The 16304-nt window shown below is 63.2% G+C and carries 12 protein-coding genes; all 12 read left to right on the top strand.

Annotated features, from left to right (window positions below; all coding sequences use genetic code 11):
- Nucleotides 1-52 precede the first annotated feature (52 nt).
- The 12 genes from LPW11_RS06490 (at nt 53) to glnE (ending at nt 16301) form a co-directional block, all read left to right on the top strand.
- Nucleotides 53-1192 (top strand): hybrid sensor histidine kinase/response regulator, encoded by a 1140-nt coding sequence (locus LPW11_RS06490; protein WP_230997317.1) that lies wholly within the window; start codon nt 53-55, stop codon nt 1190-1192.
- Nucleotides 1193-1293: 101 nt separating this feature from the next.
- Nucleotides 1294-2172: an acetylglutamate kinase gene (gene argB, locus LPW11_RS06495; RefSeq protein ID WP_230997318.1), complete on the top strand. Its 879-nt coding sequence runs from the start codon at nt 1294-1296 to the stop codon at nt 2170-2172.
- 81 nt (nt 2173-2253) lie between these two features.
- The gene (locus tag LPW11_RS06500; protein ID WP_230997319.1) at nt 2254-3444 is read left to right on the top strand and encodes an acetylornithine transaminase; all 1191 of its coding nucleotides are present in this window, start codon (nt 2254-2256) and stop codon (nt 3442-3444) included.
- A 71-nt stretch (nt 3445-3515) separates the two neighbouring features.
- Nucleotides 3516-4427, top strand: a complete 912-nt coding sequence (argF, locus tag LPW11_RS06505; protein ID WP_230997320.1) for an ornithine carbamoyltransferase — start codon at nt 3516-3518, stop codon at nt 4425-4427.
- 237 nt (nt 4428-4664) lie between these two features.
- Nucleotides 4665-5882, top strand: a complete 1218-nt coding sequence (locus tag LPW11_RS06510) for an argininosuccinate synthase (RefSeq protein WP_230997321.1) — start codon at nt 4665-4667, stop codon at nt 5880-5882.
- Between the two features lie 126 nt (nt 5883-6008).
- Nucleotides 6009-7391: an argininosuccinate lyase gene (gene argH, locus LPW11_RS06515; protein ID WP_230997322.1), complete on the top strand. Its 1383-nt coding sequence runs from the start codon at nt 6009-6011 to the stop codon at nt 7389-7391.
- A gap of 326 nt (nt 7392-7717) precedes the next feature.
- Nucleotides 7718-8479, top strand: a complete 762-nt coding sequence (locus LPW11_RS06520) for a fibronectin type III domain-containing protein (protein WP_230997323.1) — start codon at nt 7718-7720, stop codon at nt 8477-8479.
- A 159-nt stretch (nt 8480-8638) separates the two neighbouring features.
- Nucleotides 8639-8926 (top strand): Asp-tRNA(Asn)/Glu-tRNA(Gln) amidotransferase subunit GatC, encoded by a 288-nt coding sequence (gatC, locus tag LPW11_RS06525; protein WP_230997324.1) that lies wholly within the window; start codon nt 8639-8641, stop codon nt 8924-8926.
- Between the two features lie 88 nt (nt 8927-9014).
- Entirely contained in the window at nt 9015-10472 is a 1458-nt protein-coding gene (gatA, locus tag LPW11_RS06530) for an Asp-tRNA(Asn)/Glu-tRNA(Gln) amidotransferase subunit GatA (protein ID WP_230997325.1), read from the top strand.
- Between the two features lie 58 nt (nt 10473-10530).
- The gene (gatB, locus tag LPW11_RS06535) at nt 10531-11970 is read left to right on the top strand and encodes an Asp-tRNA(Asn)/Glu-tRNA(Gln) amidotransferase subunit GatB (protein ID WP_230997326.1); all 1440 of its coding nucleotides are present in this window, start codon (nt 10531-10533) and stop codon (nt 11968-11970) included.
- Between the two features lie 108 nt (nt 11971-12078).
- Nucleotides 12079-13119, top strand: a complete 1041-nt coding sequence (mtnA, locus tag LPW11_RS06540; protein ID WP_230997327.1) for an S-methyl-5-thioribose-1-phosphate isomerase — start codon at nt 12079-12081, stop codon at nt 13117-13119.
- A gap of 20 nt (nt 13120-13139) precedes the next feature.
- On the top strand, nt 13140-16301 hold the full coding sequence (glnE, locus tag LPW11_RS06545) for a bifunctional [glutamate--ammonia ligase]-adenylyl-L-tyrosine phosphorylase/[glutamate--ammonia-ligase] adenylyltransferase (RefSeq protein WP_230998255.1): 3162 nt from the start codon (nt 13140-13142) through the stop codon (nt 16299-16301).
- Nucleotides 16302-16304 lie beyond the last annotated feature (3 nt).

Consider the following 16304-nt stretch of genomic DNA (forward strand, 5'->3'; position numbering starts at 1 on the left):
CCTCCAACGGGGAGGGGGATAATGCAACCGGTCATGTACCCAGGGAGACCGCATGCTCCAACAGACCCAACAAGCCGGCGTGGCACAGATGCAGCAGAAAGCGCAGAAGACGGTCCTCGTGGTGGACGACGAGGCGATCATCCGCGACCTGTGCATGCGGGCGCTGCGCGACTACCACACGGTGGAGGCAGCCAACGGCGAGGAGGCACTCAGGGTCTACGAGCAGGGGGGGATCGACGTCGTCCTCACCGACGTCATGATGCCGAGGGTCGACGGCATCGAGCTTCTGAAGGCATTGAAGGAGCGGGAGCCGACCATCGTGGTCATCATTATGACCGGCTACGCCGACAAGGATCTCATCCTGAAGGCGCTGAAAGAGGACGCCGACGACTTCATCACGAAGCCCCTGAACCTCATGCAGCTGCGCACCGCGGTCGACAAGGCGCTGGACAAGAAAGCGCTGAAAGAGGAGATCGCGAACCTCAAGAACCTGGACCGCTTCAAGACGAACTTTCTGTCCCTCATTTCCCACAAATTCCGCACCCCCATCACCTCCATATCACTCTTCCTGCAAAACCTCGCCGCCGGCGTGTACGACCCATCGCAGGAGACGAACCGCGAGTACGCGGGTCTCATCTACGACGAGGCGTGCTACCTCGGAACGCTGGTCACCGACCTCCTCACCTTCTCCCACATGATGGACACCGGCGAGGCGCTGAAGCTCGAGCCGTGCGACCTGCCGACGATCATCGCGCTGGCGCTGGCGAAGGCAAAGGAGCGCACCGACAGGCTCCACATAAACGTGGAGTGCGAGCTGCAGCCGATGGAGGAGATCCTCCTCGACCGCGAGAAGTTCTCCTTTGCGCTGCAACAGGTCATCGACAACGCCTTCAAGTTTTCCAAGCAGTCCGGGCAGGTCCGGGTGGCGATGGAGCAGACGACACAGAACTGCCGCATCGAGATCGAAGACACCGGGATCGGCATCCCCCAGGGTGAGCTCCCGAAGGTGTTCGAGAAGTTCTACCAGGTCGACGCCGACCGCACCGGCCAGATCCGCGGCTTTGGGCTCGGGCTCTTCTACGCGCGGGAGTTCGTGCGCATGCACGGCGGCAGCATCACCCTCGACAGCGCCGTCGACTCCGGCACGAAGGTCGTCATCACCGTTCCCCGCAGGCCCGGCGCATCCTCGTAAAGCTGCGGCCAGCCCCTCTTTAGCGTTGATTATTTCATCTCATCTGCTATATTAGCCCCTTTCCGCGCAGCACCTAATCTTCGATACAGCCAGAGGCAGCCATGCAACGACTCATCGAAAAGGCGAGCACCCTCCTGGAGGCGCTCCCCTACATGCGGCGTTTTGCCGGCAAGACCGTGGTCATCAAGTACGGCGGCCATGCCATGGCGGACGAGAACCTGAAGAAGTCCTTCGCCCTCGACGTCATCCTCCTGAAATACATCGGCATCAACGTGGTGGTGGTGCACGGCGGCGGCCCTCAGATCAACGAGACGCTGAAGCGCTACGGCATCGTCTCGCAGTTCGTGCAGGGGATGCGCGTTACCGACAGCCAGACGATGGGGGTCGTGGAGATGGTCCTCACCGGCCAGGTGAACAGGGAAGTCGTCGGCTACCTGAACCAGCACGGCGGGCGCGCTGCCGGCATTTCCGGGAAGGACGCGAACCTCCTCCTGTGCGAGAAGCTCCTGCAGGAAGTGCGCAAGGAAGACGGCACGGTCGAGAAGGTGGACATAGGATTCGTCGGCGACGTGGTGCAGGTCGACCCCGCCATCCTGGAGGCGCTGGAAAAGGGTGGCTTCATCCCCGTCATCGCGCCGGTGGGTGTCGGAAAGGACGGCCAGAGCTACAACGTGAACGCCGACCTCGTGGCAGGGCGCGTCGCCGCGGCCTTGAAGGCTGAGAAACTGATCCTTCTGACCGACGTCGCCGGTGTAAAGTCGAAGAACGGAGAGCTCCTCTCCAGCATCGCGCTCCAGGACGTCCCCCCCCTCATCGCGGACGGCACCGTCACCGGCGGGATGATCCCGAAGGTCACCTGCTGCACCGACGCGCTCGCCGCCGGGGTGAAGAAGGCGCACATCGTGGACGGCCGGATGGAGCACGCCATCCTCTTGGAGATCTTCACCAACGTGGGGATCGGCACTGAAATCCTGGGATAGGACCGGACGAATCCTCCGTTCGCCGAGCCGTTGCTCCGAACGTGTTTCAAGATCCCCCAGTATGTTATAGGAGGGAACGGAATGAATTCAGCAGAATGGATTGAAAAGGCGGATCGGTACATCATGCGGACCTACGGCCGCTACCCGCTCGTCCCGGTAAAAGGGGAAGGGTGCAACGTGTGGGACGCGGACGGGAAAAAGTACCTCGACTTCCTCGCCGGCGTCGCCGTCAACAACCTCGGACACTGCCACCCCGCGGTCACCGCGGCCCTCGCCCGCCAGGCGGGTGAGCTGATCCACTGCTCCAACTACTATCACATCCCCCAGCAGATCGAGCTCGCGGAGCTTCTGTGCCAGAACAGCTTCGCGGAGAAGGCCTTCTTCTGCAACTCCGGCGCCGAGGCTAACGAGGCAGCGATCAAGCTCGCCCGCAAGTACAGCCGCGAGAAGTTCGGCCCCGAGCGCTTCGAGATCATCACCGCCCTCGCCTCCTTCCACGGCCGCACCATGGCCACCGTCTCCGCGACGGGACAGGAGAAGGTCCAGAAGTTCTTCGACCCCCTCCTGCACGGCTTCCGCTACGTCCCCTTCAACGACGCACAGGCGCTCAAAGACGCCATCACCCCCTGCACCTGCGCGGTCATGCTGGAGCCGATCCAGGGCGAAGGTGGGGTCGTGGTTCCCGACGCCGGGTATTTCGCCGAGGTACGCAGGATCTGCGACGAGAACAACCTGATCCTCATCTTCGACGAGGTCCAGGTGGGGATGGGGCGCACCGGGAAGCTCTTCGCACACGAGCACTTCGGGATCACCCCCGACATCATGACGCTCGCGAAGGCGCTGGCAGGGGGCGCGCCGATCGGCACCATGCTCGCCACGGAAGAGCTTGCCGCGGCTTTCACCCCCGGGACCCACGGCTCTACCTTCGGCGGGAACCCGCTCGTCACAGCGGCAGGGATTGCCACCGTGCGCACCATCCTCGAGGAGGGGATCCTGGAGCACACGCAGGAAGTGGGCGGCTACCTCATGGCGAAGCTCGAGTCGCTGAAGGAGCGCTTCCCCTTCGTGGCGCAGGTGCGCGGCATCGGCCTCATGATCGGGGTCGAGCTCACCGTTCCCGGCGGAGACATCGTGAAGAAGGCGCTGCAGCGCGGGCTCCTGCTGAACTGCGCGCAGGACAGGGTGCTGCGCTTCGTGCCGCCCCTCATCGTGAAGAAGGGAGAGATCGACGAGATGATCGCCACCCTCACGGAGATCATGGCGGAGATCTAGGACCGGAATACCCCCTTTCGCGAGGGAGGGGAGACGCAGTACCATCAACCTTAACGGGGAGTGACCCTGCCATGAAAAAAGACTTTCTCGCCCTGAGCCACTTCACAAAGGCGGAGCTCGACGACATCTTCGCCCTGACGAAGGACCTGAAGCAGAAGCAGAAAAACGGCATGAAGCACCACCTGCTGAAGGGGAAGACCCTCGCCATGATCTTCGAGAAGAACTCGACGAGGACGAGGATCTCCTTCGAGGTGGGGATGTACCAGCTCGGCGGCCACCCCCTCTTCATTTCCGGGAAGGACTCGCAGATCGGGCGCGGCGAGCCGATCAAGGACACTGCACGCGTCATCTCCCGCTACTGCGACGGCGTCATGATCCGCACCTTCGGGCAGGAGATCGTCGAGGAGCTGGCGCACTACTCCACCGTACCGATCATCAACGGGCTCACCGACCTGCACCACCCCTGCCAGGTGATGGCGGACGTCTTCACCATCATCGAGCACAAGGGGAGCTACGACGGGCTGAAGGTGGCGTGGATCGGGGACGGCAACAACATGGCGAACAGCTGGATAGAGGCTGCCGCCATCTTCGGCTTCGACCTGACCGTCGCCTGTCCGGAAGGGTACGACCCTGATCCGAAGGTGCTCGACTGGGCGCGGAAGAACTCCAGCTCGAAGATCACCCTCACCCGCGACCCGCGCGAGGCGGCGCTCGGCGCCGACGTTCTCAACACCGACGTGTGGGCGAGCATGGGTCAGGAGGAGGAGCAGAAGATCCGCGAGAAGGCCTTCGCCGGCTTCTGCCTCAACGAAGAGCTGATGCACTCCGCGCATTCTGACGCCATCGTGCTGCACTGCCTCCCCGCGCACCGCGGCGAGGAGATCACCGACGAAGTCATGGAAGGAAAGAACTCCGTGGTATTCGACGAAGCGGAGAACCGTCTCCACGTGCAGAAGGCGATCATGGCCACGCTGATGGCCTAAAACCGTTTCTGTCCGCAGATTACGCAGATTTTCGCAGATTACAGCGCACTGTTGCCACTATCCTCCTTGGGTCGAGCGGCTGATAGCTAAGGATGCTCTGGGAAAACAAGAATTTTATAATCTGCGTGAATCTGCGTAATCTGCGGACAACAAGTTTTTGTGCGTAATCTGCGGACAACAAGTTTTTATGCGTAATCTGCGGACGAAAAGCAGTTATACGACTTAAAGGAGAACCTGATGGCCAAGAAAGAAGTCAAAAAGATCGTTCTCGCCTACTCCGGCGGGCTGGATACCTCCATAATCCTCAAGTGGCTGAAGAATGAGTACGGCTGCGAGGTCGTCACCTTCTCCGCTGACGTGGGTCTCGCGGATGAGCTCACCCCGGTGCGCGAGAAGGCCTTCGCTACCGGCGCCAGCAAGGTGTACATCGACGACCTGCGCGAGGAGTTCGTGCGCGACTTCGTCTTCCCGATGTTCCGTGCCAACGCCATCTACGAGGGACAGTACCTCCTCGGCACCTCCATCGCCCGCCCGCTCATCGCGAAGCGTCAGATGGAGATCGCTGCCATCGAAGGGTGCGACGCGGTGGCCCACGGCGCCACCGGCAAGGGGAACGACCAGGTCCGCTTCGAGCTCGCCTACTACCACTTCAACCCGAACATCACGGTCATCGCCCCCTGGAGGGAGTGGAAGCTGAACAGCCGCCAGGCGCTCATCAACTACGCAAAAAGGAACGATATCCCCATCCCGGTGACGAAGAAGCGCCCCTGGTCCAGCGACCGCAACCTGCTGCACATCTCCTTTGAAGGGGGGATCCTCGAGGACACCTGGGCAGAGCCCCCCGAGCAGATGTACGTCCTCACCAAGAGCCCGGAGAAGGCACCGAACAAGCCGCAGTACATCGAGATCGAGTTCGAAAAGGGTAACGCGGTGGCGGTCGACGGCGTGCGCATGACCCCGGCGGAGCTCCTGACCCACCTGAACACCCTCGGCGGCGAGCACGGCATCGGCCGCGTGGACATCCTGGAGAACCGCTCCGTAGGCATGAAGTCCCGCGGCGTGTACGAGACCCCGGGCGGCACCATCCTGCGCGAGGCGCACATGGCAGTGGAGCAGATCACCATGGACCGCGAGGTCATGCACCTCAGGGACTCCCTTATCCCCCGCTACGCGGAGATGGTCTACAACGGCTACTGGTTCTCTCCGGAGCGCGAGATGCTGCAGACGGCGATCGACGACTCCCAGAAGACGGTGAACGGCGTGGCACGCCTGAAGCTGTACAAGGGGCACTGCCGCACCGTCGGGCGTAAGTCGGAGAGCAACTCCCTCTTCAACCTCGACTTCGCCACCTTCGAGAAGGACCAGGTGTACAACCAGCAGGATGCGGAGGGCTTCATCAAGCTGAACTCCCTCAGGCTGCGCATCAGGTCCCTCATGCAGCAGAAAAACGGGTAACAAAAGCGATAGCAGAAGGCGATTTTTCAGGGGCACGATGTCGGTGCCCCTATTCGCTTTTATAGCCGGAGAGGTCCCGGCAGCCGGATCAGAAACCGGCCAGGCAAGATCAGACAGGAGAAAAAAATGTCCAAGGACAAACTGTGGGGCGGCCGCTTCACCCAGCCTACTGACAAGTTCGTGGAGGAATTCACCGCCTCCATCGATTTCGACAAGCGCCTGTACCGGCAGGACATCCGCGGCTCCATCGCCCACGCAAAGATGCTCGGCAGGCAGGGAATCATTCCGGCCGAAGACGTGGTCGCCATCGAGAACGGGCTCACCGATATTCTCGCCCAGATCGAGGCGGGGAATTTCGACTTCTCCGTCTCTCTGGAAGACATCCACATGAACATCGAGGCGCGTCTCTCCGCGAAGATCGGCGACGCCGGCAAAAGGCTCCACACCGGGCGCTCCCGCAACGACCAGGTGGCACTCGACATCCGCCTTTACCTGCGCGACGAGCTCGTGGAGATCTGCGGGTACCTCGACCGCCTGATCGACTCGCTCCTCTTCCAGGCGGAGGAAAACCTCTCCGTCATCATGCCCGGCTTCACCCACCTGCAGACCGCGCAGCCGATACTCTTCTCGCACCACATGATGGCGTACGTCGAGATGCTGAAGCGCGACAAGGGGAGAATGGAAGACTGCCTGAAGCGCACCAATGTCCTGCCGCTGGGAGCCGGGGCGCTCGCGGGGACTACCTTCCCCATCGATCGCGAGTACGTGGCCGAGCTCCTCGACTTCCCGCAGGTCACCCGCAACTCGCTCGATTCGGTGAGCGACCGCGACTTCGGGCTGGAGTTCTGCTCCGCCTCCTCCATCCTCATGATGCACCTCTCCCGCTTCTCCGAGGAGCTCATCCTCTGGTCCACCAGCGAGTTCCGCTTCGTGGAGCTCACCGACTCCTTCTGCACCGGCTCCTCCATCATGCCGCAGAAGAAGAACCCGGACGTCCCCGAGCTGGTGCGCGGCAAGACCGGCCGGGTATATGGAAACCTGATCTCGCTCCTCACCGTCATGAAGTCGCTGCCGCTGGCCTACAACAAGGACATGCAGGAGGACAAGGAGCCCCTTTTCGACACCATCGATACGGTGAAGGGGTCGCTGAAGATCTTCGCCGACATGGTGCGCGAGATGAAGGTGCGCCCGGACAGGATGCGACAGGCGGCCGCCGCCGGCTTCTCCACCGCGACCGACGTGGCGGACTACCTGGTGCGCAAGGGGATCGCCTTCCGCGACGCGCACGAGATCGTGGGGAAAGCGGTGCGCTACGGGATCGAGACCGGGAAGGATCTGGACCAGTTCTCCACCGCCGAGTGGAAAGCCTTCTCCGAAGCGATCGACGCCGACATCGCCGACGCCATTACCCTGGAGGCGTCCGTCAACGCCCGCAAAGCGACCGGCGGCACCGCGCTCGAAAGGGTGAAAGCGGAGATCGACCGCGCCCGCGCAGAGCAGAAGCAGTAACGACCGACCAGCCACGCCATACCCGCACACCCCCGCCCTCACGTCCCCTCCCTTTCAAGGGGAGGGACAGGGTGGGGATGGGGTTCGGCACCCCAGACAATGTAGGCCGGGATAAGCCGCCGAGGCGTTCCCGGCAGTCCAACAGACGCAGCCGCGCACCAGCGGGCTGCGGCTCTGGAGGAGATCCAAAGATCAAATCCCCCCTGCCCCCCCTTCGCAAAGGGGGGAACGTGAGGTCTCCTGCAGTGCTTCGTGGCAATGTACTCACGCTCCCGGAATTCCGGAATGAACTACATGGGATGGGGTTCGCCCCACAGAGGAAAGAGATGCTACGCACCAGGCTCAAGATCGCCGTCTGTCTCACCACCTTCGTCGCCCTCTGCGGCTGCGGGAAAAAAGGGGCTCTGCTCCCCCCCGAGGCGCTCGTCCCCGCAGCGATAAACGACCTGCAGGTGCGCCAGAAGGGGGACCAGTTCCAGGTGAGCTGGTCCGGGCCAGCGCGCGAGGAAAGCGGGGCACGGCTCCAGGACCTTGCCGGGTTCGTCCTGTTGCGCCACCAGGTCATCGATCCCGCCAGCGACTGCGACCTCTGCCCCGATGCCTACCGCGTCATCGCCACCATCGACCTCGACTACCTGAAGGACGTCCGCCGCAGCGGCAGCCGCTATGTGGTTGCCGACCGCGACCTCACTATCGGCACCACGTACCGATACAAGGTCCGCTCCTTCAAGCAGAACGGCACCAGCAGCAAGGATTCCAACAAGGTACAGCGCCCGGCACACACGCCTCCGCCACCCCCGTCAGCCTCGACCGCGTCGTCGTCGGCAGGGGTTACCGTCACCTTCTCTTCCCCGCCCCTTCTGGAGGGGAAGCTCGTCGGCTATGACGTGTACCGCCGCACCGGCACCGAGGAGTTCCCGGTGGCGCCGCTAAATCCGGCACCGGTTCCCGGACCGTATCTCGACCAGACGGTCCGGCACGGTGCCTCCTACATCTACAGCGCACGCACTGTGGTAAAAATCGGAGAAGATATGGTTGAGAGCGCGCCTTCAGCCGAGGTGAAGGGGGAGATCGCGGAGCCGGAGTAGCAGGTGCTCCTTCCCGCCCCTCCCTCCAGGCATTCCATGCCCTTATCTTGCCTTTTCCACCCTTTTCATGATAAACAATCGTATTCTCAGCAATGGCGGCCCTTCGCGGGGCTGCCGTTCTTATCCAGCAGCCGCGCCTACCGGCGCGTGGAGCGTGACATGAAAATTACGAGAGCGGAGGTGGAGCATGTGGCACGCCTCGCCCGCCTGGCACTTTCCGACGCGGAACTTGATACCTTCACCGGCCAGATGGACGCCATCCTCGCCTACGTCGAGAAGCTGAACGGCCTCGACACCACCGACATCGTCCCCACCTCCCATGCCGTCCCGATGGAGAACGCTTTCCGGGTCGACGAGGTAAAAAGCCCGATCGGGGTCGAAAACGCCATTGCCAACGCGCCGGAGCACGCCGAGAGCTTCTTCAGGGTTCCCAAGGTCATAGAATAAGCCAACAGGGAATAAGACCGAAGGGGTCAGGCCCTCTGTTAAAAGGGCCTGACCCCCTCCCGCACCTTTTCCGGAGAGACCAGAGATAATGGAAATTTTCGAGCTTTCGCTACATGAGCTGCACGAGAAACTGAAGCAGAAGGAGCTTTCCTCCGTGGAAGCGACGACTGCCATGCTGAAGCGGATCGACGCGGTCGACGGCAAGGTGAACGCCTACGTCACCGTCACCCCCGAGGAAGCTCTTGCCGAGGCTGCCGCCGCCGACGAGCGTATCGCTGCCGGCGACATCGACATCCTCACCGGTATCCCCATCGGGCTGAAGGACATCTTCGTCACCAAGGGAATCCGCACCACCTGCGGATCGAAGATCCTGGAAAACTTCATCCCCCCCTACGACGGGACCGCGGTAGCCAAGCTGAAGGCGCGCGGCGCGGTGATCCTCGGCAAGCTGAACCAGGATGAATTCGCCATGGGCTCCTCCTCGGAGTCGAGCCACTACGGCGCCACCCGCAATCCGTGGAACCTCGAGTGCACACCAGGCGGCTCCTCCGGCGGGTCAGCAGCAGCGATCGCCGCGCAGACCGCCATAGCGACCCTCGGCACCGACACCGGCGGCTCCATCCGCCAGCCCGCCTCCCACTGCGGCTGCGTGGGACTAAAGCCCACCTACGGCAGGGTCTCCCGCTACGGCGTCATCGCCTACGCCTCCTCACTCGACCAGGTGGGGCCGATGACAAAAGACGTGCGCGACTGCGCCGTCATGCTCGGCGCGGTGGCAGGGTACGACCCGATGGATTCCACCAGCGTCAACACCCCGGTTCCCGATTACCTGGCCCGCCTCGAGGCGGGGGTGAAGGGGATGAAAATCGGCCTGCCGAAGGAGTACTTCATCGAGGGACTCGACCCGGAAGTGAAGGCAACCACCGAAGCGGCCATAAAGCTGTACCAGAACCTCGGCGCGGAGATCTGCGAGGTATCGCTGCCGCACACCGAGTACGCGGTCGCCACCTACTACCTCGTGGCCACCGCGGAGGCGAGCTCCAACCTCGCGCGCTATGACGGCGTGCGCTACGGCCACAGGAGCGACGAGGCAAGCGGCCTTATCGACATGTACGCGAAGACCCGCGCCGAAGGTTTCGGCTCCGAAGTGAAAAGGCGCATCATGCTCGGCACCTACGCGCTCTCCTCCGGGTATTACGATGCCTACTACCTGAAGGCGCAGAAGGTGCGCACCCTGATCATGAGGGACTTCGAGCGCGCCTTCGCCGACGTCGACGTCCTCCTGACGCCGGTCGCACCGACCCCTGCCTTCAAGCTCGGCGAGAAGGTCGCCGACCCGCTGCAGATGTACCTTTCCGACATCTTCACCATCCCGGTGAACCTCGCCGGGACGTGCGGCATCTCCATTCCCGCGGGGATCAGCGCAGCGGGGCTCCCCATCGGCATCCAGCTCCTCGGCAAGCCCTTTGGCGAGGAGGAGATCCTGTTGGCGGCACGCGCCTTCGAGCGCGAGACCGAGTGGCACACGAAGAAGCCGACCCTTTGATCGATACCAGACCCTTCCCCCGGGAAGGGGTGAATGAATTGACCGCGGAGCAATGAGCATGAAATATCAGGTCGTAATCGGGCTCGAGGTGCACACCCAGCTCACCACCAACACCAAGATCTTCTGCGGCTGCTCGACCCGTTTCGGCGCGCCCCCCAACACCCAGACCTGCCCGGTGTGCCTCGGCTTCCCCGGCGCGCTGCCGGTCCTCAACAAGCGGGTGGTGGAGTTCGCCGTCAAGGCGGGGCTTGCCACCAACTGCACCATCACGCCGCGCTCAATTTTCGCCCGCAAGAACTACTTTTACCCCGACCTGCCGAAGGGTTACCAGATCAGCCAGTTTGACCTCCCGATCTGCCAGAACGGCCATCTCGACATCGAGGTGGACGGGGTCCAGAAACGGATCGGGATCACCCGCATCCATATGGAAGAGGACGCCGGCAAGCTCGTGCACGCCGACATCCCCGGAGTCGGCGACGACTCCTGCGTCGACCTGAACCGCGCCTGCACCCCTCTTCTGGAGGTCGTCTCCGAGCCGGACATGCGCTCCGCGGACGAAGCAATCGCATACCTCAAGAAGCTGCACCAGATCGTCATGTATCTCGGGATCTGCGACGGAAACCTCGAGGAGGGGAGCTTCCGCTGCGACGCCAACGTCTCCCTCATGCCGGTCGGCGCCAAAGAGTTCGGCACCCGTGCCGAGCTGAAGAACATCAACTCTTTCCGCTTCATCAAGCAGGCGATAGAATACGAGATCGAGCGGCAGGCCGAGATCCTCGACGACGGCGGGCGCGTGATCCAGGAGACCCGCCTCTTCGATCCCAACACCGGGACGACCCGCTCCATGCGCGGCAAGGAAGAGGCGCACGACTACCGCTACTTCCCCGATCCGGATCTCGTACCGGTGCTGGTGGACGAGGCGTGGGTGCAGGAAGTGGCTGCAACCCTTCCGGAGCTTCCGGACGCAAAACGCGCACGTTTCCAGAGTGAGCTCGGCCTTCCCGCCTACGACGCCGAGGTCCTCGCCGCAAGCCGCGAGCTCGCGCACTACTTCGAGGCTACCTTCGCCCTCTTCCCGCAGGCGAAGACGGTGTCCAACTGGGTCATGGGGGAGGTCACCCGCGCCCTCAACGAGGACAGCCGCGACATTTCCGAGTGCCCCGTGACGCCGGAGCGCCTCGCCGAACTGCTGAAGCTCATGGAAGGGGGCACCATCTCCGGAAAGATCGCAAAAACGGTCTTCGACGAGATGTACAAGACCGGCAAGGCTCCTGCGGCCATCGTCGAGGAGAAGGGGCTGGTCCAGGTCTCTGACACCGGCGCGATAGAGGCGATGGTGGACGAAGTACTCGCGAAGAACGAAAGCCAGGTCGCAGAGTACCGCGGCGGCAAGGAGACGCTCTTTGGCTTCTTCGTCGGGCAGGTCATGCGCGCCTCCAAGGGGAAAGCGAACCCGGCCGTAGTGAACGAGTTGCTGCAGAAGAAGCTGAAGGGGTAGTGAATCCACCCCATCCCCACCCTGTCCCTCCCCTTGAAAGGGAGGGGACGTGGGGGCACCGGCCTCGCCGGGCACGACTTACGGTTACTGTTTTACCAGGAGAGAAAGATGTCCTTCAGAACGATAGAGTGGCGAGACAACAAGGTCGTTATGATCGACCAGACGAAGCTTCCCGCTGAGGAGCGCTACAACACCTACACCGACTACACCGGTGTGGCCGAAGCGATCCGCGGCATGGTCGTGCGCGGCGCCCCTGCCATCGGGGTGGCAGCGGCCATGGGTGTGGCGCTGGGCGCCCGGGACATCATCGCCGACACCTTCGACTCCTTTTACCGGCAGCTGGAGAACGTCTGCGACGTCATCGGCCGCACCAGGCCGACGGCGGTGAACCTCTTCTGGGCCATCGAGCGGATGAAGCGCGTGGCGCAACAGCACAAGGCGCTCGATCTCAACTCCATCCGCGAGATGCTGAAGGCGGAAGCGATCAGCATCGAGACGGAAGACCTCGCCATCTGCAAGGAGATCGGCCGCCACGGCGGTCCCCTCATCAAGGAGGGGGGCCGCGTCCTCACTCACTGCAACGCAGGGGGGCTCGCCACCGCGGGGTACGGCACCGCGCTCGGCGTGATCCGCGCGGCGCATGAGTCCGGCAAAAAGATCCAGGTCTTTGCCGACGAGACGCGCCCCTGGCTGCAGGGGGCACGCCTTACCGCCTGGGAGCTCATGAAGGATTCGATCCCGGTGACGCTGATCTCCGACAACATGGCCGGGTGGCTCATGCGCCGCGGCGAGATCGACTGCTGCGTTGTCGGCGCCGACCGGATCGCCGCCAACGGCGACACCGCCAACAAGATCGGCACCTACTCCGTTGCGGTGCTGGCGAAGGAGAACAAGATCCCCTTCTACGTCGCCGCACCGATCTCCACCCTCGACCTCACCCTGCCCACCGGCGACTCCATCCCGATCGAGGAGCGCACCTCCAGCGAGGTGACGCAGATCCAGGGGGTGGGGATCGCCCCGGAAGGGGTAAAGGTCAGAAATCCCGCCTTCGACGTCACCCCCGCCCGCTACATCTCCGGGATCATCACGGAGAAGGGGGTTGTGCGCGGCGACTTTGAGCGGGAACTCAGAGCCCTGGTAGGGCAGTGAACATCCCGACCCGGTTCTATATGGGGATCCTCGCGGCCCTGACCGGGGACCCCAAAGAACAATGGCTGGCCAGCCGGCTGGAAGACGCCGGCTTCAGCTACGGCACCCGCTCCGCGGCAAACCTGCGCCTCCTGGCGGAGCGCCTTCCCGTGGAGCTCGTCCCGGATATCGCCTACTCCGCCCTGGCGGCGCCCCTTCCGGACATGGCGCTGAACGGACTGGAGCGGGTCTCCAATGCGGTCGACCCCGCGGAATTCCTCGAAGTCTGCTCGCGCCGCGTCCCCCTCACCCAGCTCCTCAACATCTGCGGTTCCTCTTCATTCCTCACCAACATCATCTGCCGCGACCGCGCCTACTTCAGCGCGCTCTTCATCAGGCGCGAGATCATGCACAGCCGCACCGAAGCCGAGATGCTCGATGCGCTCCGGGCGCTCGTCCCGGACGATCTTTCGTACAGCGACCTCCTCCCCCTCCTGCGCCGGTTCAAGTATTCCGAGATGCTGCGCATCGCGGCACGCGACCTGAACGGCCTCGCTCCCCTGGAAGAGGTTACCGCCGAGCTCGCGGCGCTCGCCTCCGCGACGCTGCAGATTGCGTACGAAACGTCGCGCAAGGAACTCGTGAAGGAGCACGGCGCTCCGCTCATGGTGACCGAAGAGGGGACCTCGGAGGCGGACCTTGTCGTCATCGGCATGGGAAAGCTCGGGGGGCGCGAGCTCAATTTCTCCTCCGACATCGACATCATCTACCTCTACTCTTCCGACAACGGAGAGACGGCAGGGGTGCCTGGAGCCCAGGGGACCCTCGCCGGGAAGATCTCGTTGCACGCCTTCTTCGTGAAGCTCGGCGAGATGATCAGCCGGGCCATCTCCCAGGTCACCGGCGACGGCTTTGTCTTCAGGGTCGACCTCGGCCTGCGCCCGGAGGGGAAGAGCGGCGACCTCGCTTCGTCTCTGCGCTCCATGGAGATCTACTACGAGTCGTGGGGGCAGTCGTGGGAGCGCGCCGCCATGATAAAGGCGCGGCCGGTGGCGGGGTCCATGGCGCTTGGCGAGCAGTTCCTGCGCATGATCGAGCCGTTCATCTACCGGCGCTTCCTCGACTACAACCTCATCGAGGACATGATGGGGATGAAGCTGCGCATAAATGCCTCCCTCGCGCGACTGCAGGAAGGGGAGCTGAACGTAAAGCTCGGCCGCGGCGGGATCAGGGAGATCGAATTTTTCGTACAGGCGCTGCAGCTCGTCTATGCGGGGCGCAACAAGAGCCTGAGGGTGAAGAACTCGCTGCAGGCGCTCCAGAAGCTCAAGGAGAGCGGCGTGGTGCGCGAGGCGGACTGCACCACCCTCACCGACGCCTACCGCTTCCTGCGCATGGTGGAGCATCGCATCCAGGTGGTCCAGGAGCGTCAGACGCACCTCCTCCCGAAGAAGATGGACGAGCTACTCGCCCTCTCCCGGCGCTGCGGCTTTCTGCGGGGTGACGGCCTGCAGCGCTTCTCCATAACACTGGAGGAGCACAGGAGCGCCGTCTCAGCCATCTACGGCGACCTCTTCCACTCCCGGGACGAGAAGATCAAGGAAGAGGTGCTCCCGGAGGTCTTCTTCTTTTTCGACCGGAACGCGGACCCCGAGCTCATCAAGGCGATGCTCGCGCAGCGCCGGTTCGAGCACCCGGAACCGGCATACCAGAACCTGCTTGTCCTGCGGGACGGTCCGCCCCACCAGAACCTCACCGCACAGGGGCATCGGACACGGGAGAAGATCGCTCCCCTCTTCCTGCAGGAGATCTTCGCATCCCCCGACCCGGACCTCGCCCTCTCCAACCTGGAACGCTTCCTTGTCGCCGTGCGCAGCCGGTCCTCGATCTACGCGCTCCTGGCCGAGAACCGGGACATCCTGAAGCTCCTCGTCCAGCTCTTCGGGATGTCGGAATTCCTTACCAAGATCTTCATCAGCCACCCCGAGCTCCTGGACAGCATGATCACCCGCAGCTACGCCTACTGCACGAAGGAGCGGGATGCGATGGCGGAGGAGCTTATCGCGGTGATTCGCCGTGCCGAGGATTTCGAGACGAAGCTCGACGCGCTGCGCCGCTACCGGCACGAGGAGTTTCTGCGCATCGGGATGAATGACATCAACGGGAAGATGGGGGAGGGAGAGGCCGGACATCAGCTGACCCATCTTGCGGAAGTATGCCTGTCGTGCGCGGTGGACATGGCACGGGTGGAGCTCTCCGCCTATGGGCGCCCCACCTTCTCTGACGAAAGCGGCATCACGCGGGAGGCGTCATTCGCGATCCTCGCCATGGGGAAGCTCGGGGGGCGCGAGCTCAACTACCACTCCGACCTCGACATCATCTACATCTACGACCACCAGGGGTTCACCGACGGGACGAGGCGGATAACGAACCACGAGTACTTCGCAAAGCTCGGCCAGAGGATCATCCTGATCCTCACCACCCAGACGCGCGAGGGGTATGTCTACAAGATCGACACCCGGCTGCGTCCCTCCGGAAATGCCGGCCCGCTCGTCACATCGCTGGAGTCGTTTCGCGACTACCACCGCACCGAGAGCCAGATATGGGAGCGCCAGGCGCTGACAAAGGCGCGGGTGGTGCTCGGCGGGGGCGTGCTGAAGGAGGAGATCGAGCAGGTCATCAGCCAGACCGTGTATGGCAGCGGCGCCGACGACTTCGTGCGCAGCGAGATTCACCGGCTGCGCATGCGGATGGAGGTGGAGCTCGCGAAGGAAAAGGCGGGGAGCTACAACATAAAGACCGGCCGCGGCGGCATGGTCGATGTGGAGTTCCTGGTGCAGTACCTGCAGCTGAAGCACGGCGTGGATGAGCCGACACTCAGAAGCTGCCACACCCTCACCGCCCTCTCCCACCTGAACCAGGCCGGCCTTCTTTCCTCTGCAGACTACCAGGCGCTCTCGGAGGGTTACCAGTTCCTGCGCCGGCTCGAGAACCGGATCCGGATCATCCACGACTACTCCATGAACGATCTGGGCGGCCCTCCCCGCTACCTGAACAAGCTCGCACTGCGCCTCGGCTACAGCGCGACGCTGCAGAACCCGGGTGAGGCTCTGATCTCGGATTACACCCGCACGACTGCGGGGATACGGGACGTGTACGAGAGGATCCTCGGTGGCGCCGCGACGGAAGCGCCCCTCTCCTGAGCT

Origin of the sequence: Geomonas sp. RF6, from assembly GCF_021044625.1 — a bacterium.
Lineage (GTDB): Bacteria > Desulfobacterota > Desulfuromonadia > Geobacterales > Geobacteraceae > RF6.

Coding starts and splice junctions, on each gene's coding strand:
- LPW11_RS06490 (WP_230997317.1), top strand. CDS start 53: ATGCTCCAACAGACCCAACAAGCCGGCGTGGCACAGATGCAGCAGAAA.
- argB (WP_230997318.1), top strand. CDS start 1,294: ATGCAACGACTCATCGAAAAGGCGAGCACCCTCCTGGAGGCGCTCCCC.
- LPW11_RS06500 (WP_230997319.1), top strand. CDS start 2,254: ATGAATTCAGCAGAATGGATTGAAAAGGCGGATCGGTACATCATGCGG.
- argF (WP_230997320.1), top strand. CDS start 3,516: ATGAAAAAAGACTTTCTCGCCCTGAGCCACTTCACAAAGGCGGAGCTC.
- LPW11_RS06510 (WP_230997321.1), top strand. CDS start 4,665: ATGGCCAAGAAAGAAGTCAAAAAGATCGTTCTCGCCTACTCCGGCGGG.
- argH (WP_230997322.1), top strand. CDS start 6,009: ATGTCCAAGGACAAACTGTGGGGCGGCCGCTTCACCCAGCCTACTGAC.
- LPW11_RS06520 (WP_230997323.1), top strand. CDS start 7,718: ATGCTACGCACCAGGCTCAAGATCGCCGTCTGTCTCACCACCTTCGTC.
- gatC (WP_230997324.1), top strand. CDS start 8,639: ATGAAAATTACGAGAGCGGAGGTGGAGCATGTGGCACGCCTCGCCCGC.
- gatA (WP_230997325.1), top strand. CDS start 9,015: ATGGAAATTTTCGAGCTTTCGCTACATGAGCTGCACGAGAAACTGAAG.
- gatB (WP_230997326.1), top strand. CDS start 10,531: ATGAAATATCAGGTCGTAATCGGGCTCGAGGTGCACACCCAGCTCACC.
- mtnA (WP_230997327.1), top strand. CDS start 12,079: ATGTCCTTCAGAACGATAGAGTGGCGAGACAACAAGGTCGTTATGATC.
- glnE (WP_230998255.1), top strand. CDS start 13,140: ATGGGGATCCTCGCGGCCCTGACCGGGGACCCCAAAGAACAATGGCTG.